This window comes from Deltaproteobacteria bacterium, from assembly GCA_003194485.1.
GTDB lineage: Bacteria > Desulfobacterota > Dissulfuribacteria > Dissulfuribacterales > UBA3076 > UBA3076.
In genome coordinates, this window is record PQXD01000020.1 from 1 (window position 1) to 23,194 (window position 23,194).

Genomic DNA, 23,194 nt, shown 5'->3' on the forward strand with positions numbered 1-23,194 from the left:
CAAGCACAAATTCTGAAGGCCTTCGGCTATAAAATCAAAAAAGGGGTCTTACAAGAAGTCGGGAAGTAATTGGTTGTTATTGCGAACTTTTATGGGGATCAAATAGGGTTAACGGTTAAACTCCTGTCAAAGAGCTAAAATGTTACGAAAATAGAAATTTGGGGATGGTTCCACGCATTGTGATATATCCGAGATATTTGTGGAATGTGCAAAACGATTTGAACCTCTGGAAAATCCGCCACAATGCATCCGGCAATATCCCGTAGGGGCAGCCCCCGTGCCTGCCCCGGAGGCTCGTTTTGACAGTTCCTCCCAGCACAGGATATTGATGGTTACAAGCTGATTTTGCGCCTAATATTCCTCGCTTTTTCCCACATCCCCAGGCCGGACACCCATGCCCTCCATTTTTCAACGTCCAATGATACGTAATTATTGAAAGCATATAGTTCGCGCGGCAATATATTGGGGATGGTAAAGTGCCTGATTGTTCCCGGCCCGATCACCGCTTCCCCGTCACGGGCAAGCCGCTCTCGTGCTCCCATAACCATGAAATGCAGTCGATTTAGTATGTTTACCTCACTTGCCCCCGCGTCCATATCGAGCGAAAGCAAATTAAAATCAGGGAACATTTCCTTGAGTTTTTTCTCCATCCCCCTCCCCGTAATGTGATTGGAGATGCAACCGAACGGCTGCAGGCAGACAATGTTGCTGATCCCTTCATTGGATATGGCGATCATTTCGGCCGTCAATAACCACCCCTCGCCGAACTGGTTGGCCAGGCCGACCACCTTGCCGGTGATTTCAGCCAGTTTTCTCAGGTCGTGAGATTTTCGGTAAAAGCGAAATTCCTGCATACACGATTCAATATGACCAAGGTAGTAATTTGAGTAAATTTCCAGCAGTCTGAATCTGATCCGGTCGACAAAAGAACGTTTAAACAACGCCTCCTGGTCATATGTTTCGTTGATAAATCGTTGGGCAAAAAAACTCTGTAAGGGAGGAAGGACCACTTCCACCCCTTGGCCGGAAAGCCATTCGATGATATTCATATTGGCAAAAAAGTTGTATTTGACGAAAATTTCGCCCACGATTCCGATTCTGGGAATGGATCCGTTGTTGATTTCAATCCTGTTGAAGTCTTCAACCGCCTCTTGGAGAAGATTAAGCAGAAAACGGTAATCGGCGTTCTCGATGCCTGCCTCCATTTTGGTGAGGTATTCGCTATGCAGGGCCTTGGACCTTCCAGGCACCTTTTCCCTGACCACGGTGGACAGGTACATATTGGCCAACGGATCAGCAAAAATAATTCCCAGGGCCAGACGTTTGACCAATTTTTTTGTATCGATTTCAAATCCCGGTTGGGGATTGATTTCCTCATTGGATATGGCGATGACCGGGACATCACTCAGATTGGCGGCGGCAAGTCCTTTTTTGACGAGAGATACGTAAGAGGATGCCCTACATTGACCGCCGGTCTGAATCAGAATAACCGCAGTGTTTTGAGGATCGTACCGGCCTGATTGAAAGGCCTTGATAATGTCGCCGGCGACCAGGATAGAGGGGTAGCACATGTCATTGTTAACGGTTTTAAGACCCAAGTCAACTGAGGTCTTGTCCTGAGGCGGCAGCACATCCACACGGAAGCCTAAAGGCCTGAAGGCAGCGGGTAAGAGTGGTGAATAGAAAGGGGAAAAATATGGTGCGATCAGGGTCCTTTTTTGGTCTTCGGCCATGAATATCCGGTTTGTTTTCTTTTGATCGGCCACAGTCGCCTGTGGTTTGTTGTCATTTTTTTTCACCGCATCCAACATGGAGCGCAGCCTGATCCTGATCGCGCCCAGGTTGGCAATTTCATCAATCTTGATCAGAGTGTAAACCTTTCCGCTGTGCCGGATAATTTCCCTGACCTCGTCGGCAGCGATAGCATCCGGCCCGCAGCCGAAAGAGGTTATGTGCACCAGTTGGACATTGCGATTTTGATTAACCCACTTGGCCGCAGCATACAACCTGTTGGTATAGCTCCACTGGGTCAGCACATTGACATCATCCAGGGATACCTGATCGGCCTTTAAAGGAATGGAATTTTCGCTGACAACATCAACCCCCAGTTCGGTCAGGAGGTTTGGGATGCCGTGGTTGATAAGTGGATCTATGTGATAAGGCCGTCCGGCAAGGACAACTACGATCCGCCGTTTTTTTTCGGCATCGGTTATCAGGGCTTTTGTACCGGCCCTGAGTTTTTCCTTGTAAGCCTTTTGGGCGTCCACTCCTTTCTTCACCCCCAGAGACACCGTCCGGTAATCTATTCCAAACGGCTTAAAAAATAGATAAAGCTGATCCCTTAACAGGTTCAGTCTTTTGAAGCTGACGGCCGGATTATCAAGTGGAATTCCATGCTTCCCCGCGGGATCAATGGCGCTTTTCAACAGGTCCGGATATCCGGTAATGACCGGACAGTTAAAACTGTTCAAGGCATCGTCATGTTCCTGTTGTTCATAAACCACTGTGGGATAGAATATCCTGTCCACTTTTTTTTCAATAAGATCGAAAATGTGACCGTGGGCAAGCTTGGCTGGAAAACAGATGTTTTCCGACATGACCGTGGGTGCACCCTTTTCGTAAAGTTTGAAGTCGGAAGGGGAGGAAAGAGCTACCCTGAACCCGCAAGTGGTCAAAAAAGCACACCAGAACGGAAAGTTTTCATACATGTTCATGCAGCGGGGGATGCCATAGGTGAGAACCGGCTCCTTTTCCGGTTCCATCTTTTGGTCAAATAAGAACTTTATCTGTTCATTGATCAGATTTTTCCCCTTGTGTTCTATGTCGGGATTGTTGCTGAAATGCCGCTCACAACGGTTCCCTGTATAAAAACGGTTTCTGTTGGCGAACGTAAGCTGCAAGACATTACATCTGTTCTCGCAACCATTGCAACGGATTTCCTTTTTGGAAAAGTCAGTTCCACTTTCCATGTCCTCAAAGGTGGTAAAAGAACTTGCTTTACCTGATCTGCTGCGATGATTTGAAAGGGCGGTCAGGGCCGTGCCATAGGCACCCATCAATTCGGAAATATCCGGTCTGACAACCTTTTTGTTGAATAAAAGCTCTAAGGCGCGCAGCACGGCAGGATTGCGGAATGTCCCTCCCTGGGCAACGATCTTGTTTCCCAAGACGTCGGTGTTCTTTAATTTGAGCACCTTGTACAGCGCATTTTTGATGACCGAATAGGCCAGTCCGGCTGAAATATCGGCGATCGTCGCATCCTCCCCGATTGCCTGTTTGACCTTGGAATTCATGAAGACAGTACATCGGGTCCCCAGATCAAAAGGTGAATTTTTTTCACAGGCGATTTTGGCAAATTCCTGAACAGTGTATCCCAACGAGTTGGCAAATGTTTCAATAAAAGAACCGCATCCCGATGAGCAAGCTTCATTGACCTGGATTTCTGACACGGCGTGATTCCGGACATAGATTGCCTTCATGTCCTGGCCGCCGATATCCAAAATAAAGGAGACATCAGGTTCAAGATGTCGAGCTGCCCTGTAGTGCGCTATAGTCTCAACTACGCCGTCATTTAAGCCAAAAGCCGCTTTGATCAGGCATTCACCATAACCGGTGGCGGCTGTCCGCACGATACGAGGGCCAAAACCGACTGTTGCGAATTTTCCCCTGAACTCGGCCATCCCATTTTTTGCCGCCTGGATTGGATCACCATTATTGGCGCCGTAATAGCCAAGTACAAACTTTCCATCCTCATCGACCAGGACAATCTTGGTAGTTGTTGACCCGGAATCGATCCCTAAAAAAAGATTTTTCCCGTTTACCGCAGCCAAATCAATTCTGGGGACTCGACTTTGTGCATGCCGTTCCTGCCACAGATTAAAATCAGCTTTGTTTGTAAACAGGGGCGGCAGCCTTTTGGTGCCGCTCGTTGTTTGCCCGCCCGCGCCATTTGCCGGTATTGATAAAAAGTTACTGATTTTGGCCTGGCAGGGGTTTCCGTTCCGGACCATGGCCGCGCCCATGGCGGGAAGCAGTTCCGGATGCTCCGGAATGATCAGGCCATCCGGATTCTCAATGCCAAGCAGATTCACAAAGGCCTTGCGCAGCTCCGGGTTGAAAGTCAGCGGGCCGCCGCCGAAGAGTATTTTTTCTTTAATATCCCGGCCCCTGGACAGGGCGGTGATTACCTGCAGGGCAACCGCATTAAATATGGAGGCAGCAATATCTTCCCTGGATACATGGCGGCTAAACAATGCCTGTATATCGGTCTTGGCAAAGACGCCGCAGCGGGAGGCAATAGGGTAAATGTCCGTTGATTTTTTGGCCAGCGTGTTTAGCTCCGCCACCTTAACAGCCAAAAGAACGGCCATTTGATCGATGAAAGCGCCGGTTCCCCCTGCACAACTGCCGTTCATCCGGATGTCGGGACGAAAATGTTCGTCGAAAAATACGATCTTGGAGTCTTCTCCGCCGATTTCAATAAAAGTTCTGACTTCAGGAAAAGTTTTCTCTATAAAGTGAGCTGAGGCCACTACTTCCTGGACAAATGGCAGCCCGAAGGTTTCGGCCACGCCCATCCCCGCAGATCCGGTAACCGCCAGATCAAGCACCACGTCGCCCAAATCTCCAACGGCCTCTTCCATGATACCCCGTGCGGTTTCCACTGTTTTGGCCTGATGACGCCGGTAGCGAGAAAAAATAACCTTGCCGTTCTCATCTAATACGACTGCCTTGGCAGTTGTTGAGCCGATATCAATTCCAGCAAAATAGGCATTATCCACTTTTTTTGTCTCCTGATTCCGAACGAACATAGATGATGGCTGCCTTTGCGGTTTTGCCTTGTCTCTTCACGCTCACATAATCTCTTGCAGAACAAAATGTATCTACAAGAGAAACGATCAAGGACTCCATGTAACGCGGTGGGATAATGGTGAGCGGCCACATGTGTTTTTTGATAATATCCTCTTCTTTTTTGGAAAGATGTGTTATTTTACGCGCGTTTTTCAGGGCAATATTATGGTGCCGGAAGGCGTGCAGCCTTGGACCTTCATGCAGCCAGTCATAATAGAAAAAATCGTGCAGTAATGCGCCCCTGATAATCGCCTCACAGTCCAGGGAAAACCGCTTACCCCAGAGAAAGCTTAAGTAAGCTACCTCCTTTACATGGTCTAACCTTGTCTTATCCCTGTGGTGTTTGCACTGTGAAAGTTTTTTCACCATTGGATCTTCAAGCAGCGGCCTTGCTTTGTTTATGAATTGTGTCTCCGTCAAGGTTTTCTCTTCCGGCGTCATACTGAGAAAACTCCTGATTGAAACCGTCAGGAAATCCACCAACATTATTGAAACCGTCATTCCCGCAAAGAGGCCTTTGAAAGCCGATGAAAGCCGGTTGAGAATATCTTGATATGGTGGCAATATGAGATATTCAAAAGCAAATGCCAGTAATATCCAGTAAACAGAAAATTTAAGGCAGATATGTCCTTTATAATTAAACCGCTGATCCGAATAGTCCCAAAGACGGGTCTGAAAAAAGTATTGGGCAATAAGTCCTGAACTCAGTTCAAGTCCGGTTGTAATAACAAAATAGGCGAGTGCTTTAGTGGCCAAATTGGATTCCCGCAACAGGGAAACCGTTCCCATGAGTATCAAGGCGCCCGTGCCGTAAAGGATGAGATACGGTCCCTTTAAGAGACCGGGGTTGACGAACCGCCTGTCACGCACAGAACGATAGGAGACCTCAAGCATCCATCCAAGAATGGAAAAGAAGGAAAAAGAAAAAATTATGCTCAGAATATCAGGCTTCATCTTGTATAACCGTTCACGGGGTTACAACGCCCGTTTTGCCGCAACCCACCGGACTGTAAGCGTTTACAGGGTGCTGCAGATGCGAGGCGGAGGGTACGCAGGCGTACTTCCTGTACTTCAAGTGCCTGACCTGCCTGCCGGCAGGCAGGCAACAAAGCAGATGCGGTGTCCTGTGAACGCTTACCATCTTGTGAATTTTAATCCGTGTAGTTTAGGTGCTTACCCGGCACTTTTCTCAACCACCAGCCCGGAAAAAAGGAGGTTCAATAATTCAGTAAGATAATGTTCAATTTCTTCTTCGCTCTCTTGAATCAGCCAGTTAAGTTCAAACCCTCTCAATGCATAACCAATGGATTTGGCGGAAAGGAAGGCATCGTTTAACCGGAATACCCCTTTTTCTATACCTTCCCTCAAAATTGAGTCGATGATATTAACCTCTCGTTCAAAAAAATCGTTTCGAATGTTCTCGGCAGCAGGCAAATATTTCCCTACTCCTTCCCGATCCAGGTTAAGGATATTTATCGCCTGACGCATATATTGGAATTTGGCGCGAAAAAAGGCAGCAAATTTCGCTTCCGGTGAAATTTCCTTACCCACAGATAATGATATTTTTTTTAAAAGCTCATCTGTTTCCCGGCTAAGAACTTCCAGATAAACCCGATCTTTGCTCCCGAAATAGTTATAGATGGTACCCTTGGCCACTCTTGCCATGCGAGCAATCTCATCAAGGCTTGTCTTTCTGGGACCGTATCGGGCGAATACCTTTTTTGCGGCTGTTAATACGGCCTCCAACTTTTCCTGCTTCATGGTTTTTTTACCTTTGTTATAACTTTTTGAACTAATATAGTTTTTCAGTTCAAAATTTAAGAAAAACTGATGGAGTGTCAAGGGGGAAAGAGTATACTATCGAATTGAATGCCGATGAGGAGAACCATCATGACCGAGTTTATGGCGGCATCACCGCATCATGTGACAAAAAATCGCGCGGTCGCCCCGTTGATCGACGAGATGGATCTGATTTTTCAGGCCCAGAAAGAGGCCTTTCATAAGGCACCGATGCCGGATGCTCAAGAGCGAATTACCCATTTAAACCGGCTCAAAATCGCCATGATCCGCTATCAGGACCGGATTGTCCGGGCCATTGATGAAGATTTCAGCGGCCGGGCCCGTGATGAAACCCTGATTGGCGAGTTTTTTCCCTCGGTCGAAGGCATCCGGTATGCGGCCAAACGCATCCGCCGCTGGATGAAACCCCAACGGCGACGCATGGCCCTGATGTTCCAGCCGGGCCGGGCCCGGATCATCTATCAGCCGCTCGGGGTGGTGGGGATTATCGCGCCGTGGAATTATCCGCTGTATTTGACAGTCAGCCCGCTGACCGCGGCCCTGGCCGCCGGCAACCGGGTCATGATCAAGATGAGCGAATACACCCCGAAAACTGCCGAAATTGTCCGGCAGATGCTCGCCGATACGTTCAAGCAGGACCATGTGGCAGTTGTTACCGGAGGTGCCGGCTTGGCGGCGGCATTTTCCGCAAAACCATGGAATCACCTGCTGTTTACCGGGTCAACCGCTGTAGGCCGCCATGTCATGCGGACTGCGGCCGAAAACCTGACCCCGGTCACTCTGGAACTGGGGGGCAAATCCCCGGCCATCATCGGCCCGGACACCCCGGTGGCTGAGGCGGCCGAACGGATCGCCTTCGGCAAGGCTTTTAATGCCGCACAGACGTGCGTTGCACCGGATTACGTATTCTGCCCCCGGCCGCACGTGAACCGGTTTGTGGCGTCGTTTCAAAGGTGTGTGGCAAACATGTATCCGACCATGGAAACCAATGCCGATTACACATCGATTATCAATTCGCGCCGGCATGAGCGCCTGCAGCAACTGATAGCGGATGCAAAAGCAAAAGGCGCCCGGGTGGATGTCATCAACCCGGCCGGAGAGGCGTTTGCCGATACCCGGAAAATGCCGATCTATGTATTGCGTGATGTCACCGAAGACATGAGTGTCATGCAGGAAGAAATTTTCGGCCCCATTTTACCGGTGATGCCGTATGATGCGCTGGCCGATGCGGTGGCCTATGTCAATGCCCATCCCCGGCCCCTGGCACTTTATTATTTCGGTTATACCCGACAACACAGGGATTACATCCTGGACCAGACCCATTCCGGCGGCGTTCTATTCAACGATACCCTGATCCATGCGGCTCAGGATGATCTGCCTTTCGGTGGGGTGGGCGCGTCCGGCATGGGGCGCTATCATGGCCGGGAAGGCTTTATCACCTTTTCCAATCCCAGGGGCGTGGTGTTCAAACCGCGGTTTAACAGCTCAAAAATGATTTATCCACCTTATAACCGGCCTATCCATCGATTAATTTACAAGCTTTTTCTGCGATAGGTCACCCGATGTTTGAAAAAGAGTAACCGTTGACGGGATTACAACGCCCGTTTTACCGAAACCTACCGAACTGTGAGCGTTCACAGGAAATCTTTGTAAGATTTGCATTCATTCCATCAGGTTAAACACGGACGACCAGGTAATGATGTATGGTCGTCCGGGTTTCAGACATCCTTACTCTTCTCCTTTGACCTCCACTCTCTCAGCCGCTGATTTAAGGAGATCGGAAAGCTTTTTACCGGCCTGCTTTTCCCCTTCCTTCAGGGCGTCTTTGGTGTCATCTATACGTTTTTGCATTTTCTGAAATTCCAGCCTGGCCGTTTCTTTAGCCTGACTCTGGGCCCGGGCATACCAGGCCTTTGCCTCGTCAAGATAGGATTGGGCCTGTTCAAGGGTCGCCTCTGCACTGGCCGCCAATTGGGCCTTAAGCAGGGCGGCCCGGGCCTCAAGCTCGGTGTAGCGCTTTCTGAGCAGCACTGCCTCCTCGCTTTCTGACACCTGTTTGCCGTAAGCCTGAAGCTGCTCTTCGGTGTGTACTACCAGGGCATTGGTTTTGTCCTTGGCCTTACCGACGCCTTCGGTGACAGCCTGCTTGGCTGCTTGTGCATCGAGTTCAAGCTGTGCAATACCCTCAGCAGTCCGTTTCGAGGCACTCGCCTTGGCCTCTGCCAGGTATTCTTGAGCCTCTTCCAGTGCCCGCATGGCTTTCTCCGGAGACTGTTCGATCTCAAGGGCAATCCTGGCCTTAAGGGCAGCGGCCCGGGCCTGAACCAGGGCTATCCTGGTGGAAGTCTCCTTTTTGAGGGCGGTCGCCTTGGTCTGAGTCTCTGCTATAGCTGCATTGAGAGTGCTTTCGCTCTTGTCAGCCAAATTGGTCAATTCCGGGTAGGCCTTGTCGCTTTTTGTACGCAGGGCGGTTTCCGCGGACTTGATCTGTTCTTGCAAATCGGCAATCCGCCTTCTTGTAACAGTATCGGCCGTCCCGTATGCCTTGCGTAGATTCGTTTTGGCATCTTCGAGGCTCTGGAGAGCGGCCTCACTGTTCTTCTCCAGCCAAAGCTCGGTACGCGCCTTGAGAAGATTGACTTTTGCCCTTGCCAGGGCGACCTGTGCCTTGAGGGCCTGTTGCCACTCCATTTCCGTGGCTTCCCTGTCTTTTGTCTGGCCAGTCTGCTCAGCCGATAAAACTCCTTGCACTGTAAAACCACTGATCAGCCAGAATGCTAAAAGAGTTGCTGAAATTGCCTTTTTCATTATTTTTTCTCCTTATCCTTTTTCAAGACGTCCTTTGTACCACGGATCATCCCAGATACTGCTCCCTTTGCTATATCCAGTGCCCGTTTTGACAGTTGTCTGGCCTCATCGGCTGCGGTGTGCACTGTCTCTTCGGTAAGATGCGCCGCTTTACCATCTGTCTGGCGCCTTCCAGGGCCTCGCGCACATCTTCAGACAGTTTCTGTTCCTCTCCACCTAGACGGGTCTTTAGTTTTGGTTTGTCATTTGTTTCTGATCCCCGTGCTGTCCGTGTCTGTGTGTAATTTGTCCTATCACCTCCTTTAGGCAACCTGCAAAAATTAAAACACCGGCCTTGCTTGTCTATGGCTCCGTCTTCTACATTGCGCCAAGGGTTACATACCGCGAGTATGCGTCCCTTGGCGCGCCTTGAATGCAAAGCCCTATCCTGCGCAATTCCGGCATTTTAATTTCTTCCGCTTGCCTTAATCAAAACCCCTCTAAAAAAAGCTTGAGCGCGGCAGCAAGCATCTCATTGCGACGCCTGAGTCTTTCTCTTTCCCGCCTGGGTAGCTTCTTGTAATACACGATTGATCTCCGATGGCCTTTATCCGTAAGCTACGGCCAGAGGACCGTAAAGAAAAAGGCAATCACAAGGAATACGCTAAGAATCTGCTGGAGAATCTCACCGGATTGGTCGAGCGTCTTCATCGGATGGCGTATATCCCGCAACCAGTGCCGAGGGTATATGTTCCCTATCCTGCCCCGCCCAGGTGCAGGCCAACCACCCCCGCGACAATCAACAGGATTGAACCCACCTTCAATAAGGACACCGGCTCCTGAAACCAAAGAATACCCACAACCGCCACCAGCACCGTCCCCACGCCGGCCCAGATGGCATAGGCAATACTTACATCGATCCGTTTCAGTGCCAGTGCGAGTGCTGCGAGTGAAAAGAGGTAAAATACCGCCAACAGCACCGATGGAAGGAGTCGGGTAAACCCATCGGAAAGCTTCATGGACGTGGTGCCAGCCACCTCCAGGACAATCGCTGCTACCAACATCAACCAACTCTGCATCTTTTGCATCCCTTTTCGTTAATAAATAATCACTCCAATTTACATCACACTCTGATTCCGTCTGTTCAAAACCGCCACTCGACATCGATGGTGCCCAGACGCTCTTGTCCCTCTGCATCGGGTGCTTTGCTCGTATCCACATCGTCGCTGGATATCAATACATTAAGGTGGATCCCCCAGGATGAGGTCACTTCGCGAAAGATCATCAGGCGTCTGAATAACCTGGCCAATGGCGATCCCCGCCCGATAAACCAGATCGTCCTCTGTCAGGGTGGGAATGGCCTTTCCCCAGCGCCTGACGAACCCGGGAACATGCTCCAGCGTCTCCCAGCTCCCTGCGACTGCTGAATGTTTCTGCAACGACCAGCCACTGGATATCTTGCTGTCCTTATTGAATATGAAGTCGTTATCGAACTCGAATCGCCAGGTTGCCGACTCGACCGATGCGCTGTCAGATGCCGCCTGCGCCAATGCGCTTCCCGCATTTGCACACACAAGAAACAGGATTATCAGGATAATTCGTCGCCGATTGTTCATTATTATCTCCAGCCTCAAAGAATCATCTAAATTGTCTCCGGAAGCGCCAGACACCGAAACCAAATACCAGACTGCCGAGCAAGCTGAGGCCAAGCAGGGAGTCCCATAGAATCCCGATCCCCGCTCCCTTCAGCAGAATGCCGTAGGACACCTCGATATAGTAATAGAGCGGGGAGATATACATGGCCTGGCGAATACCCGCCGGCATGGCCTCAGCTGGCGTCCAGGCCCCGGACAGGAGGATGATCGGCATCATGATCATGATGGTCATCATGGCGGCCTGGGCAAGGTTGCGGCTCATGGTCGAGATAAACAGGCCGAGACCTGACATGTCAAAGGTGTACATGGCCGTCACCGCAAAGAAAAGCGGCAGGCTGCCCTTCATGGGCGCATGGAAAATCCCTTTTATGACCAGGGTGAGGCTCAGCGCCGTTCCCAGCAGGATAACCAGGGTCATGGCAATGACCTTGGGCAGCAGGATCTGTATCGGTGTCAGCGGTGAGACCAGAAGTTGCTCGATGGTGCCGCGTTCCTTTTCGCGCACGGCGGCCGCGGCGGGCAGCATCATGGCCAGCACGGTAATCACGGTCAGCAGTTCGGAGATGGACATGAACCAGGAATCCTTCTGGTTCGGGTTGTACCAGACCCGGTGGCGATCGACGAGCATAGGCACGGCAGCAAGACCTTCACCGGTCAGCCCCATGCGCTGCAACGCCGCATCAAATCCGTATTGTCCGATGATCTGCCCACTGTAGCTTGCCGCAAGGGTCCCGAGGACCATGTTGCTGGTATCTATTTGTACCTGCACCTCCGTCGGCCTGCCCTGGATCAGGTCGTGCTGAAACCGGGGCGGGATGTCCAGCACCATCAGTGCCTCGCCCTGGTCCAGCAGCCGGATTCCTTCGTTCTGGTCCAGAATCTCACCCCCCAGTTGGAAATAAGGCGGCTGGAAACGATAGATCATCTCACGGGATGCCAGACTGTGATCCATGTCATGGACCACGACGTTCGCCTTGCTGAGATCCATCTTGACCCCACCCGCCATCATGATGTCGAGGGTGAACAGATAGAGCACGGCCAGCACCAGCAAGGTATCGCGTGCAAGCTGCAGCAATTCCTTGCCGGTCATGGCGGCCATTCTCGACCACCACAAGTAAATGGATCCGCTGCTGTTCCATATGGAATGACTCATGAGCGCACCCTCTTGTGAAACAGCAGGTAGGAGGCTGTCCACAATACACCGGAATAAAACAGCAGCGCGCCCACCCGGCCCCAGAGCTGCCCCACGCCGATGCCCTTCAGAAAACTCCCTAAAACAATATCGGTATAGTACATGGCCGGAAACAGGTGGGCCTCGAATTGCGAGGCGGCATCCATCGAGGCAATCGGCACCAATAGCCCTGAATAGAGCACCGCCGGAACGATGGTGACTATCACCGTGATCATCATGGCCGCCACCTGGGTGCGGGCGAACAGGGAGACCAGGAGCCCGATGCCGGTGGTACAACTGACATAGACCACCGAGGCCAGGAAGAAGAACAGCGGATCGCCTTTGAACGGTGCGGCAAACACCAGTACGGCCATCAACCAGAGGATGATTACATTGATTATGGAAATGCCCAGATAGGGCAGCAGCTTGCCGATCAGAAACTCTGCCCGGGTCACAGTGGAAGAGTAGATGTTATAAATGGAGCCGTTTTCTTTTTCACGAACCACCCCAAGTGCGGTGAGAAAGGGTGGAGTCATCAACAGAACGAACATCATCATGGACGGCGCAACAGACCAGATGCTCTTGATCTCCTGGTTGTACAGGTAGCGTAGCTGAACCTTCACTGGTCCCGCCAGGGCAGCCGCCTGCTCGGGCGGGATACCCATTTTCCGGCTGATAAAACCAGCTAACAGCTTGCCGTTGAAGGCGTTGTTGATGGCGATGACGTAGCCTTTGCTGGTCGATGTGCGAAATGGAAAGGTGCCATCAATGAGGGATTGCACCGCCACCGGCCTGGCTGCCTTCAGATTTTCCTGAAATTTCGGCGGGACGATGATCGCAAAGCGGATCTTGCTGTCTGCCAGCAGGGGTTCAAGTTCCCGTTCGCTCTGCACATGGCCCTTGTAGTCGAAATAACGGGAGTCCATGAAAAGATGCAGATAATCCCGGCTCATGGCCGTGCGATCCTGATCCAGGACGGCAAAGGGGATATTCTCCACATCCATCATGATGCCGTAACCAAAAATCAGCATCATGGAGACAGGGAGGATGAAGGCGAGGGCGAGGAAGAGGCGATCACGCAGGATCTCGCGCCATTCTTTATAAGCGAGCGCTTTAATACGGGCTGGATTCATCGAGAACGGGCCTCCTTTTCCCGCGCCATGATGCGATAAACAAAGACATCCTCCATGCTTGGAATACGGGGGGTGATACCCAGCAGGGAGATGCCCTGTTGCATCAACCGGGACTCGATCTGTTGGCGGGCCTGTTGCGGATCTTTTGCTAACAGGTGAATACGTCTGCCGAACAGGGCCACGCCAGCGAAACCGGCCTGTTCCAGTACTTTCAAGGCCATCAGCGGCCGATCGGTGGCAACATCCAGCAGTTGCCCTGCCTCCTGCTGCAAGGCCTGCTTCATCTCGGCCGGCGAGGCGTCGGCGATGATGCGGCCGGCATACATCAGGGCCAGGTGATCGCAGTGTTCCGCCTCACTCATGTAGTGGGTGGTTACCAGGATCGCCACCTGTTCCACCCGCGCCATCCGCACCAGGATGTCCCAGAAGCGGCGCCGTCCGATGGGGTCCACACCCGATGTTGGTTCATCCAGGAACAGTACCCGCGGCCGGTGCACCAGGGCGCATCCCAGGGCCAGCCTCTGGCGTATACCCATCGGCAGTTTTCCGGCCAGACGGTCTTCGACACCCTGCAATCCCGCCATCTCGACAACCCAGTCAGTGCGCTGTTTGAGCCGGCTGCGCGGCACGGCGTAGATGCGGGCGTAAAGGCGGATGTTCTCCAGCACCGTCATATCCCGATAGAGGGAGAATGCCTGGGACATGTAGCCGATGTGCTCCTTGACGGCCTGGCGGGCGCGACGCATGTCCGCGCCCGCCACACGGCCTTCCCCGCCGGAGGGCGGGAGAATGCCGGTGAGCATCTTGATCACCGTGGTCTTGCCGGCGCCGTTGGCGCCGAGCAGTCCGAATATCTCACCCTGAATGACATGGAAACTGACCTGATCCACGGCCCGGAAGCTGCCGAAGTCGCGCGTCAGACCACGCGCCTCAATGGCAACCTCGTCACCGGCCGGCGGCTCGGCGAGCGGAGTCCCTGCCGCCCCTGCCGCAGGTTGCCCGGCCAGCTTTTGCTGACGCAACAGGGCCACGAAGGCATCCTCAAGCTCGGGATCAACCGCCTGGATTGCCTCGACAGAGAGATCGTCAAGCGATGCCGCCACCTGCTCTCGCGCCGCCCCGGAAGAGACCCCATCTACGAACACCCGCACAACCGGGCCGACCGCTTCCACCTGTGGATATTTCGCCTTGAGCCGATGCAGTGCCTCGATCTGGGGCTTGACTGTGACCTCCACCAGGCTGCCTGGCACGGCCTGACGAATCTGATCCGGTTCCCCTGCTGCCAGTATCCGTCCTTCATACATAAGGGAGAGTCGTTGAAAACGGGTGGCTTCATCCATGTAGGCGGTAGAGACCAGGGCCGTGATGCCCCGCTTGCGCAACAGCTCGGCAAGAATGGCCCAGAAGTCCCGCCGCGAGACCGGATCGACACCGGTGGTGGGTTCGTCCAGGATCACCAGTTCTGGTTCGTGAACCAGGGTACAGGCCAGGCCCAGTTTTTGCTTCATGCCGCCGGAGAGCTGTTTCATGGGGCGATCCCGGAACCTGTCCAGCCGCGTCATGGCCAGGAGTTGGCGCTTACGCTGCGCAAGCAACCCGGGCGGCACCTCGCGCAACTGAGCGAAGAAATCGATATTCTCTTCCAGCGAGAGTTCCGCATAGAGATTGAGTCCCAGCCCCTGTGGCATGAACCCGATCCGTCCTTTGACCTTCTCCGCCGCCGCCTCGGAATCTATCCTGATGCCGAACACCTGCACCTCCCCGCCCTCGAAAGAGAGGACGCCGGCGATGGCCTTCATCAGGGAGCTCTTGCCGGCGCCGTCCGGGCCGATGAGGCCATAGATCTCACCAGGCTGAATGCCCAGATCCACGCCGTCCACTGCCACCTGCTTGCGGTAGCGCTTGCAGAATCCCTGAACTTCGACGACCGGGGAAACCGGCATTTCTGCTACCAGCGCGGCTTGGCCCAGGGCGCATCCTCCTGCCAGCGGATCACGGCATCAGCGGGCAGCCCCGGCGTTAAACGATGCTCCGGGTTCGCATCAAGGTAGAGCTTGACCGCGTACACAAGCTTGACCCGTTCATCCGGGGTCTGGACCTCTTTTGGCGTAAATTCCGCAGTGGAAGAGATATAACGCACCGTGGCGGGAAAGGGGGTATCCGGAAAGGCATCGGTATAGATCCGGGCAGGCAGCCCCAGCCGCAGCTTGCCGATCTGTTTTTCCGGCACATAACACTTTAGATAAAGACGATCCAGATCGACGATATCGAACAGGGGGCTGCCGGCTACAATCACCTCGCCGGTATCCACTATCCGGGTGGTGATCATTCCTGTTGCCGGAGCATAGATGGTAAGATCGTCCAGTACGCTTTGCGCCTCGGCCAGAGCAGCCTGTGCCTGTTTCAACTGCGCCTCCAGGGCGGATACCTGACTTTTCTTGCTCTTGATCCGGTCCCAGCCCAAATCGGCCTCGGCCAACTGCTTTTTTGCCCGGGTCAATGCCGCACGGGCTACTGCATGGTCCTCTTTGGCGACCCTGAGCGCAAGATCCGCATGTTCACTTTTTTGCCTGGATACTGAATATGTCTTGACTAATGTTCCATAACGCCGGGCATCCCGGCCGGCCTGCTCCAGTTTCACCTCTGTTGCAGCCAGAAGGGCTTCCGCATGGACGACCCCGGCCCTTGCAGTGTCTATCTTCAACGGGACTGTTTTCTTTAATGTGCTCAGGTCGACTCGTGCTGCCTTGAGTTGTGCATCTGATGCCTTGGCTGCCGCCCTGGCCTGTTCGACCCGGGCCCGTATTTGAACATCATCCAGCTTAATCAAGGTCTGGCCCGTTCTTACCCAGTCCCCTTCATGCGCCAGTAACCGGACAATGCGGCCGGCCACTTTGCTGGCAACGGTGTAGTGATCGCCCTCGATACGGCCGTTGGCCTGGATGAGTCCTTCGGGCAGCGGTTTCTGCCGGCCCCAGAACCACCAGGCGGTCACTGCCGATCCGGCCAGGGCAATTCCCAGCAGGATGCCGATTGTCCTTTGAGTTTGCTTTTTCATAAAAATGCTCCTTGGCTTATACCTTAATGGAAAAACAAAAGCTCAGGGACATCATCGATGGCACCCAGTTGTCGGGCTTTTCTCAGATAGGTGAGAAATCCCTGCTGGTATTCAGGGCCGAATTCAAATTTCAGACCTGTGAAATAATCCTTTAAAAATTCTGTTGAAAAGACATCCCATCGGGCCGCTTCCTCTGCTATGTGGTCAACATGCTTTTTGCTCATCTCCATGGAGTGCTGAAAAGCGCGGATGACTTTGCGGACGTTTTCCGGATGTCTGGCGGCATAGTCCCTGCGAACGCACCAGACGGCGTACACCATTTTTTCGCCTGTAAATGCGGACCATTCTTCTCCGAGATCGTACAGGTAATAACCGGACGGTGTCTGGAGCGCCCGCAGGGCGTCATCGCCGATCAGTAAGGCCGCCTGGGCCTCACGAAACATTTGGCCCAGATCCGGCGGGCATTCAAAATAGGCGGGGCGCAGTCCATATTTTTCTTCCAGAATTATCCGGGTGAGTAGCTGGGAAGTAGCTGACGTATTGGTCATGGCGACGGTTTTTTCGTCCAATTGCTCAATGGGGACCTTGCTGATCAACAAGATACTCATTACCTTGCCGTCGGAGCTGATGGTCAGATCAGGCAAGAGAAGCAGTTCGCCGGCATGCCGGGCGTATTCGATTGCCGGGACCGGGCTGATATCCAGTTCATCGGCCAGCAATCGATGACACAGGGCCTTGGGGCTGTCTTTGAAAAGGTCGATATTGAGCACTACCTGATTTTGAACCAGACAATGGTACAAGGGAAGACTGTTGAGAAATTGAATGTGACCGACGCGTGGTTTCATGGTTTTCTCCCTCGAACATCGGCGTTACCTGCCGCCTCCGCCCAATACCGCGTAAAGCCGTACTTGGTTGGCGAATTTGGCCAGGCGCAGCGAGATAAGCCCCTGCCTTGCGGCATAAAGGGAGCGTTGGGCATCCAGCACGCCCAGATAGCTGTCGATTCCCTTTAAATAGCGTTGATTTGAGAGACCATAGGTCTCTGCAACGGCATCTGTCAGGGATTTCTGGGCGGATACCTGCTGGTTTATCGTGCCCTGCACGGCAAGCGCATCGGCCACTTCCCTGAAGGCCGCCTGGATGGTCTTTTCATACTGGGTCAGGGCTATCTCACGTTCGGTCTTGCTGACCCTGTATGCAGCCCAGGTACGTGCATCAAAGATGGGCATGGTGGCCTGGGACGCAAAGTTCCACGTCTTTGATCCGGAGCTGAACAGCCCGGACAGCTCATCGCTTGCGGTTCCCAGCGTGGTCGTCAAAGAAATCCGCGGAAAGAATGCGGCACGGGCCGCGCCGATAAAGGCATACGCCCCCTTGAGGCGATGTTCCGCCGCAAGAATGTCCGGCCGGTTCAAAAGCGCCTCGGAGGAAAGGCCTGCAAAAATTTCCTTTGGAGGAGTCACCTCTGATAAACCCTTTGGCAGGAGTGTTTCGGGCACCGGAGAGCCGGCCAGGAGGTTTAATGCGTTCTGGTCCAGGGCCGCCATTTGCGTGTAGCGGGCGACGTCTCCCCGGGCGGTGTCGACCTGGGTCTGTGCCCGGCTGAGGTCCAGTTTTGTGGCGATACCGACTTCATACTGCCTGCGGATCAGGTCATGGATCTCCTGCTGGGTCTCAAGCGTGGACCGGGCGAGGTCCAGCCCCTCTCGGTCGGCGGCAAGGGTCAGGTATGCCCTGGCGACCTCGGACACCAATGCTATCCGGGCGCTTCTGCGGGCCTCCTCGGTGGCCAGGTATTCTTCAAGGGCCCTGTCTTTCAGGCTCCGGATCCGTCCGAAAAAATCGATCTCCCATGCACTGATGCCGAGGTTTACTTCATACCGTTCGATGGTCAATGATTCCGGAAAGCCCATGACATTTGCAGGAATCCGTTGTTTGCCTCCGCCTCCTGAGGCGTTTATCGACGGAAAGAGTTCGGCCCGCTGGACACCGTACATGGCCCGCGCCCTCTCCACGTTCAGGGCGGCGAGCCGAAGATCACGATTGTTGGCCAGGGCCGTCTCGATGACCTCTTGAAGCCTCGGATCGATGTAAAACTTCCGCCAGCTGAGTTCATAGGGTGCCGGAGAGACAGGCTGGGCCTTTGCCTCCTTGTACGCCGCGCCGCTCGGCCACTCTGCAGGGATGGGGGCTTCGGGTCTGGTGTATTTCGGAGCCAGGGCACAGCCGCCCATAGAGATGGCAATTCCAATAATTACAGGAAGCAGTTTCATGTTTTTACTCATCTTCATCATTGATCCCCTGATGGATTCAATTGTTCGTCTTTGACCGCATGGTCTCCCCGCCGCGTTTGACCAGGGCCTTTCTGATCAACACATAGAAGAGGGGTGCAAAAAATACGATCAGCACGGTTGCCGTCACCATTCCGCCGAACACGCTGGTGCCGATGGCCCTCATTGACCCGCCTCCAGCGCCTCGCGCCAGGGCCAGGGGAAGCACCCCGAATCCGAAGGCAAAGGAGGTCATGACAATGGGACGGAACCTGAGCTTTGCGCCTTCCAGAGTGGCTTTTATGAGCTCCATCCCCTCGTCCACTCTGGCCCTTGCGAACTGCACGATGAGGATGGCATTTTTGGTGGTCAGACCCAGCGTGGTCAGGAGGCCTATCTGGAAATAGACGTCATTAGGAAGCCCCCTCAATGATGAAGCTATGATGCCGCCGATTGCCCCCACGGGAAACGTGAGCATTATGGCTATGGGGATGGGCCAGCTTTCGTACAGGGCGGCAAGGCAGAGAAATATCACGAATACCGAAAAGGCGTAGACCAGGGGGGCCTGGGCCGTGGCCTGTCTTTCCTGGTAGGAAAGACCCGTCCAGTCAAAGGCTGTACCCTTTGGAAGCCTTGACGCGAGTTCTTCCATGGCGGCCATGGCCTCACCGGAACTCCTCCCGGGCGCCGCCTCTCCCCAGATGTTGATGCTTGGAAAACCGTTGTATCTTTCAAGCTTCGGGGACCCGTAGCTCCAGTGCCCGGTGGCAAAGGCGGAAAAGGGGACCATCCTGCCCTCATTGTTTCGTACATAGATCTTTTCGAGATGATCCGGAAGCATCCTGAAAGGGGCGTCTGCCTGGATATAGACCTTCTTGACACGCCCGGCCCTGACAAAGTCGTTTACATAGGCGCTGCCGAAGGATGCGGCAATGGCATTGTGGATGGAAGAGATGGGCACTCCCATGGCGCCTGCCTTCTCCCAGTCGATATCTATGTAGTACTGGGCCACGTCCTCCATGCCGTTCGGCCTCACCCGGATGAGCCTTGGGTCCCGGGCCGTCATGCCAAGGAGCTGGTTTCGGGCCGTCATGAGCCTTTCATGGCCGAGTCCGCCGAAGTCCAGGAGCTCGAAATCAAACCCCTTGGCGTTGCCGAGCTCGATTATTGCAGGCGGCGGAAACGCAAAGACCATGGCCCCCTTTATCTGGGAAAAGACGCGCATGGCCCTTCCCGCCACGGCCTGCACCTTGAGATCGGGCCGGCGGCGAAGTCCCCAGTCTTTCAGATGGACAAACCCTATGCCCATGTTCTGGCCCTGGCCGCTGAATGAATATCCGGCAACATTCGCATAGGACTTGACTGCATCCTTTTCGTTCTTGAGGAAGTAGTCTCCCGCCTTATCGAGGACGGCCTGGGTCTGCTCCAGGGTCGAGCCGGAGGGGAGTATGGCCTGGACAAACAGCACGCCCTGGTCTTCGTCCGGAAGATAGGCGGTTGGCATGCGCATGAACAAAAAACCTGTTATCCCTGTAATTATCAGGTAGATGACCACGTAGCGGGCCTTTCTGCCCAGCATGTGCTCCACCAGCCGGACATAGCGGTTTCTTGCGCCGTAAAAGATGCGATCGAACCACCGGAGGAAGGGGCGAAGGAAAAAGACCGCGCTGTCTGCCGGTTCATGGCCGGGCGGCCGTGGTTTCAGCAGGGACGCGCAGAGTACTGGCGTGAGGATCAGGGCCACCAGCACCGAAAGGAGCATGCTCGAGGCGATGGTCACGGAAAACTGGCGGTAGATGATGCCGGTGGAGCCGGGGAAAAAGGCCATTGGGCCGAATACCGCTGCCAGCACCACTCCGATGCCTATGAGGGCACTGGTGATCTGGTCCATGGATTTCGCAGCGGCCTCTTTTGGCGGAAGCCCTTCTTCTGTCATGATGCGGTCCACGTTTTCCACCACCACTATGGCGTCATCCACCAGGAGGCCGATGGCAAGGACCATGGCGAACATGGTGAGCATATTTATGGAAAATCCCAGGACCCCGATTACCGCAAATGTCCCGAGTATGACCACCGGCACCGCAATGGAGGGAATAAGGGTGGCGCGAAAGCTTCCCAGGAACAGCCACATCACCAGGAAGACCAGCAAGATCGCCTCGAAAAGGGCCTTTACCACCTCATGGATGGCCACCTGCGTAAATGGGGTTGTGTCATAGGGATAAACCACCTTCATGCCCGGAGGAAAGTAGCGGCTCATTTCCTCGAGTTTCTTTTTTATGCGGTCTGCTGTTTCAAGGGAGTTTGCGCCGGATTCCTTTCGGATGGCAAGGAAAGCGGAAGGCTTGCCATTGTATTTGGCCACTACATCATAGCGTTCGGTTCCCAGTTCCACTCGCCCGACATCCCTGATCCTGACAATAGATCCGTCCGGGTTGGTGCGGATGGGGATGGCGGAGAACTCCGCCGGGGTCTTGAGGTAATGCTGGACAATGATGGAGGCGTTAAGGCGCTGACCTTTGACCGCGGGCGCGCCGCCGAACTGCCCGGCGGAAACCTCCACGTTGTAGGCCAGAAGTGCCCCGGTTACGTCATCTATGGTCAGAGAATAGTTAGTCAGCTTGTCCGGGTCGATCCAGACGCGCATGGCGTATTCCGTACCGAATGCTTCCACTTCACCCACGCCCGGCACCCGTGCGAGTATCTTTTCCAGGTTGGATTTGGCATAATCCCTCAGATCGTGGCCGTCCATGCTGCCGTCTTCTGAAATAATCCCCACAATCAACATGTAGTTCCGGGTCGATTTGCTGACCTTGACCCCCTGGCGCTGCACCACATCGGGCAGGCTTGCCATGGCAAGCTGGAGCTTGTTCTGCACCTTGGACCAGGCAAGGTCAGGGTCTGTCCCGGGGGCAAAGGTGAGTTCGATGCGGCTTGCTCCCGAGGAACTGCTGCTGGCAGACAGATAGAGCATCTTGTCCAGCCCCGTCATCTTCTGCTCTATGATCTGGGTGACGGTGCTTTCCACGGTCTCGGCCGAGGCGCCTGGATAAAAGGCGTCAACCGCTATGACAGGAGGTGCGATGTTCGGGTACTGGGAGATGGGGAGAAAATAGATGGCCAGGGCCCCGGCACTCATGATGGCGATGGCAATGACCCAGGCAAAGACCGGACGGCCCAGGAAGAATCTCGACAGCATCACGCACCTCCGCCAGGACGGGTATCTTGCCCGGCTCCATCACCGCCTCGGGCGCCCATGGCGTTTTTGCCCTCATGGAAAGGCGCGGCCTTTACCGGCATCCCCGGACGCACGAATTGAAGGCCCTCTACAATAACCCTGTCGCCTGGAGAAACCCCCGAATCCACCAGCCATTTATCGCCAATGGCACGGTCGAGTTTAAGCATCCTCATCTCCACCCTCTCGCCTGCGCCCATAACTAAGACGTAAGGCTCACCCTTTGGCGTCCTGGCTACGGCCTGTTGGGGCACAAGGATGGCTGCCTCCCTGACCCCTTCCTTTATGACAGCACGGACGAACATCTTTGGCAGGAGAACCTTCTCGGGGTTGGGGAAGACCATTCGAAGGATTACGGACCCGGTGGTGGGGTCAACCGAGACGTCACGAAACTGGAGAGTGCCTTCCAGCAGATACGGCATCCCGTCTTCCAGAATGAGCTTGACCTCGGTCTGATCCCTTCCATTGTGATCAAGATTGCCGCTTTGCAGGCGGCGCTTAAGGCGCAACAATTCCGTTGTGGAACGAGGCACGTCCACGTAGATCGGGTCGAGTTGCTGGATGGTGGCAAGTGGAGTGGGTTGATAGGCCGTAACTATGGCGCCCTCGGTCACGTTGGACGGACCAATGCGCCCGGGGATGGGAGCGGTGATCTTCGTGTAGCCCAGATTGATGCGAGCCGTCTTCACCTGTGCCTTCCAGTACTCGATCTCCGCATCGGCCTGCTTGAGAGCGGCAGTTGCATCGTCATAGTCCTGCTGGCTCACGGCCTTTGTGGCAAGAAGCTCCTTGAAGCGATCGGCCCTTAGCTGAATAGCGGGCAGATTGGCCTCTGCCTTGGCAAGAGCTGCCTTGGCATTGTCCAAGGCTGCCTGGAATTCAGCAGGGTCGATCTGATAGAGCACCTGGCCCGCCTTTACATCCGTTCCTTCTGTAAAGAGGCGCCTTTTTATAAGGCCGCTTACCTGGGGCCTTATCTCTGCAATGCGAAACGCCGCGGTTCGGCCTGGCAGTTCGGTTGAAAGCTCCACCCGTTGCGGCTTGACAGTCACCACCGATACTGCCCGTGGGCCAGGAGGCGGGCCGCCATGTTCTGAAGGCCCCCTGTCACAGCCTCCAAGCCAAAGGAATACGGGAAAAACAACCAGGGTCAAAATTTTTAACAATATAGGTCTGGTATCAGCCATTAAAAATCCTCCAGGAAAGAAAATCGGCCGGTGAAGCCGCAATCACCCGG

15 protein-coding genes and 1 pseudogene are annotated in these 23,194 nt (G+C 54.0%); 1 reads left to right on the forward strand and 15 read right to left on the reverse strand.

Features of this window, described 5'->3' with window-relative positions:
• Window positions 1-332 precede the first annotated feature (332 nt).
• The 3 genes from C4B57_10055 to C4B57_10065 form a co-directional block, all read right to left on the reverse strand.
• On the reverse strand, window positions 333-4,811 hold the full coding sequence (locus C4B57_10055; GenBank protein ID PXF53159.1) for a CoA activase: 4,479 nt from the start codon (window positions 4,809-4,811) through the stop codon (window positions 333-335).
• Window positions 4,774-5,805, reverse strand: a complete 1,032-nt coding sequence (locus tag C4B57_10060) for a phosphohydrolase (GenBank protein ID PXF53160.1) — start codon at window positions 5,803-5,805, stop codon at window positions 4,774-4,776. Before C4B57_10060 ends, C4B57_10055 begins: the two co-directional genes overlap by 38 nt.
• Window positions 5,806-6,024: 219 nt before the next feature.
• A complete protein-coding gene (locus tag C4B57_10065) occupies window positions 6,025-6,612 on the reverse strand; it encodes a hypothetical protein (protein PXF53161.1) in 588 nt (195 codons plus the stop codon).
• 141 nt (window positions 6,613-6,753) lie between these two features.
• On the opposite strand from C4B57_10065, the gene C4B57_10070 reads away from it, so the two are divergent.
• Entirely contained in the window at window positions 6,754-8,205 is a 1,452-nt protein-coding gene (locus C4B57_10070; protein ID PXF53183.1) for a coniferyl-aldehyde dehydrogenase, read from the forward strand.
• A gap of 174 nt (window positions 8,206-8,379) precedes the next feature.
• On the opposite strand, the gene C4B57_10075 is transcribed toward C4B57_10070, so the two are convergent.
• From C4B57_10075 to C4B57_10130, 12 genes and pseudogenes are all read right to left on the reverse strand, one after another.
• Entirely contained in the window at window positions 8,380-9,459 is a 1,080-nt protein-coding gene (locus C4B57_10075) for a hypothetical protein (protein ID PXF53162.1), read from the reverse strand.
• Window positions 9,460-9,936: 477 nt separating this feature from the next.
• A pseudogene (locus tag C4B57_10080) lies at window positions 9,937-10,026 on the reverse strand (TetR/AcrR family transcriptional regulator).
• Between the two features lie 167 nt (window positions 10,027-10,193).
• On the reverse strand, window positions 10,194-10,517 hold the full coding sequence (locus C4B57_10085; GenBank protein ID PXF53163.1) for a hypothetical protein: 324 nt from the start codon (window positions 10,515-10,517) through the stop codon (window positions 10,194-10,196).
• Between the two features lie 162 nt (window positions 10,518-10,679).
• A complete protein-coding gene (locus C4B57_10090) occupies window positions 10,680-11,072 on the reverse strand; it encodes a hypothetical protein (GenBank protein PXF53164.1) in 393 nt (130 codons plus the stop codon).
• Window positions 11,073-11,076: 4 nt separating this feature from the next.
• On the reverse strand, window positions 11,077-12,246 hold the full coding sequence (locus tag C4B57_10095; GenBank protein PXF53165.1) for an ABC transporter permease: 1,170 nt from the start codon (window positions 12,244-12,246) through the stop codon (window positions 11,077-11,079).
• Window positions 12,243-13,397, reverse strand: coding sequence for an ABC transporter permease (locus C4B57_10100; GenBank protein ID PXF53166.1), 1,155 nt, complete (start codon window positions 13,395-13,397; stop codon window positions 12,243-12,245). The genes C4B57_10095 and C4B57_10100 overlap by 4 nt, the downstream gene beginning before the upstream one ends.
• Window positions 13,394-15,367, reverse strand: coding sequence for an ABC transporter ATP-binding protein (locus C4B57_10105; protein PXF53167.1), 1,974 nt, complete (start codon window positions 15,365-15,367; stop codon window positions 13,394-13,396). The genes C4B57_10100 and C4B57_10105 overlap by 4 nt, the downstream gene beginning before the upstream one ends.
• Window positions 15,346-16,455: a secretion protein HlyD gene (locus tag C4B57_10110; protein PXF53168.1), complete on the reverse strand. Its 1,110-nt coding sequence runs from the start codon at window positions 16,453-16,455 to the stop codon at window positions 15,346-15,348. The genes C4B57_10105 and C4B57_10110 overlap by 22 nt, the downstream gene beginning before the upstream one ends.
• A gap of 23 nt (window positions 16,456-16,478) precedes the next feature.
• A complete protein-coding gene (locus C4B57_10115) occupies window positions 16,479-17,300 on the reverse strand; it encodes a hypothetical protein (protein PXF53169.1) in 822 nt (273 codons plus the stop codon).
• 24 nt (window positions 17,301-17,324) lie between these two features.
• Window positions 17,325-18,746 carry a multidrug transporter gene (locus C4B57_10120; GenBank protein ID PXF53170.1) on the reverse strand — a complete coding sequence of 474 codons (1,422 nt, stop codon included), beginning with the start codon at window positions 18,744-18,746 and terminating at the stop codon, window positions 17,325-17,327.
• Window positions 18,747-18,765: 19 nt separating this feature from the next.
• Window positions 18,766-21,921 (reverse strand): hydrophobe/amphiphile efflux-1 family RND transporter, encoded by a 3,156-nt coding sequence (locus C4B57_10125; GenBank protein ID PXF53171.1) that lies wholly within the window; start codon window positions 21,919-21,921, stop codon window positions 18,766-18,768.
• Window positions 21,921-23,144, reverse strand: a complete 1,224-nt coding sequence (locus tag C4B57_10130; GenBank protein ID PXF53172.1) for an efflux transporter periplasmic adaptor subunit — start codon at window positions 23,142-23,144, stop codon at window positions 21,921-21,923. Before C4B57_10130 ends, C4B57_10125 begins: the two co-directional genes overlap by 1 nt.
• Window positions 23,145-23,194 lie beyond the last annotated feature (50 nt).

What these genes read in the sequence shown, in the direction of transcription:
- C4B57_10075 (PXF53162.1), bottom strand. Translation starts at nt 9,459, where the DNA reads ATGAAAAAGGCAATTTCAGCAACTCTTTTAGCATTCTGGCTGATCAGT.
- C4B57_10060 (PXF53160.1), bottom strand. Translation starts at nt 5,805, where the DNA reads ATGAAGCCTGATATTCTGAGCATAATTTTTTCTTTTTCCTTCTTTTCC.
- C4B57_10095 (PXF53165.1), bottom strand. Translation starts at nt 12,246, where the DNA reads ATGAGTCATTCCATATGGAACAGCAGCGGATCCATTTACTTGTGGTGG.
- C4B57_10110 (PXF53168.1), bottom strand. Translation starts at nt 16,455, where the DNA reads ATGAAAAAGCAAACTCAAAGGACAATCGGCATCCTGCTGGGAATTGCC.
- C4B57_10065 (PXF53161.1), bottom strand. Translation starts at nt 6,612, where the DNA reads ATGAAGCAGGAAAAGTTGGAGGCCGTATTAACAGCCGCAAAAAAGGTA.
- C4B57_10130 (PXF53172.1), bottom strand. Translation starts at nt 23,144, where the DNA reads ATGGCTGATACCAGACCTATATTGTTAAAAATTTTGACCCTGGTTGTT.
- C4B57_10100 (PXF53166.1), bottom strand. Translation starts at nt 13,397, where the DNA reads ATGAATCCAGCCCGTATTAAAGCGCTCGCTTATAAAGAATGGCGCGAG.
- C4B57_10115 (PXF53169.1), bottom strand. Translation starts at nt 17,300, where the DNA reads ATGAAACCACGCGTCGGTCACATTCAATTTCTCAACAGTCTTCCCTTG.
- C4B57_10055 (PXF53159.1), bottom strand. Translation starts at nt 4,811, where the DNA reads ATGTTCGTTCGGAATCAGGAGACAAAAAAAGTGGATAATGCCTATTTT.
- C4B57_10085 (PXF53163.1), bottom strand. Translation starts at nt 10,517, where the DNA reads ATGCAGAGTTGGTTGATGTTGGTAGCAGCGATTGTCCTGGAGGTGGCT.
- C4B57_10120 (PXF53170.1), bottom strand. Translation starts at nt 18,746, where the DNA reads ATGAAGATGAGTAAAAACATGAAACTGCTTCCTGTAATTATTGGAATT.
- C4B57_10070 (PXF53183.1), top strand. Translation starts at nt 6,754, where the DNA reads ATGGCGGCATCACCGCATCATGTGACAAAAAATCGCGCGGTCGCCCCG.
- C4B57_10125 (PXF53171.1), bottom strand. Translation starts at nt 21,921, where the DNA reads ATGCTGTCGAGATTCTTCCTGGGCCGTCCGGTCTTTGCCTGGGTCATT.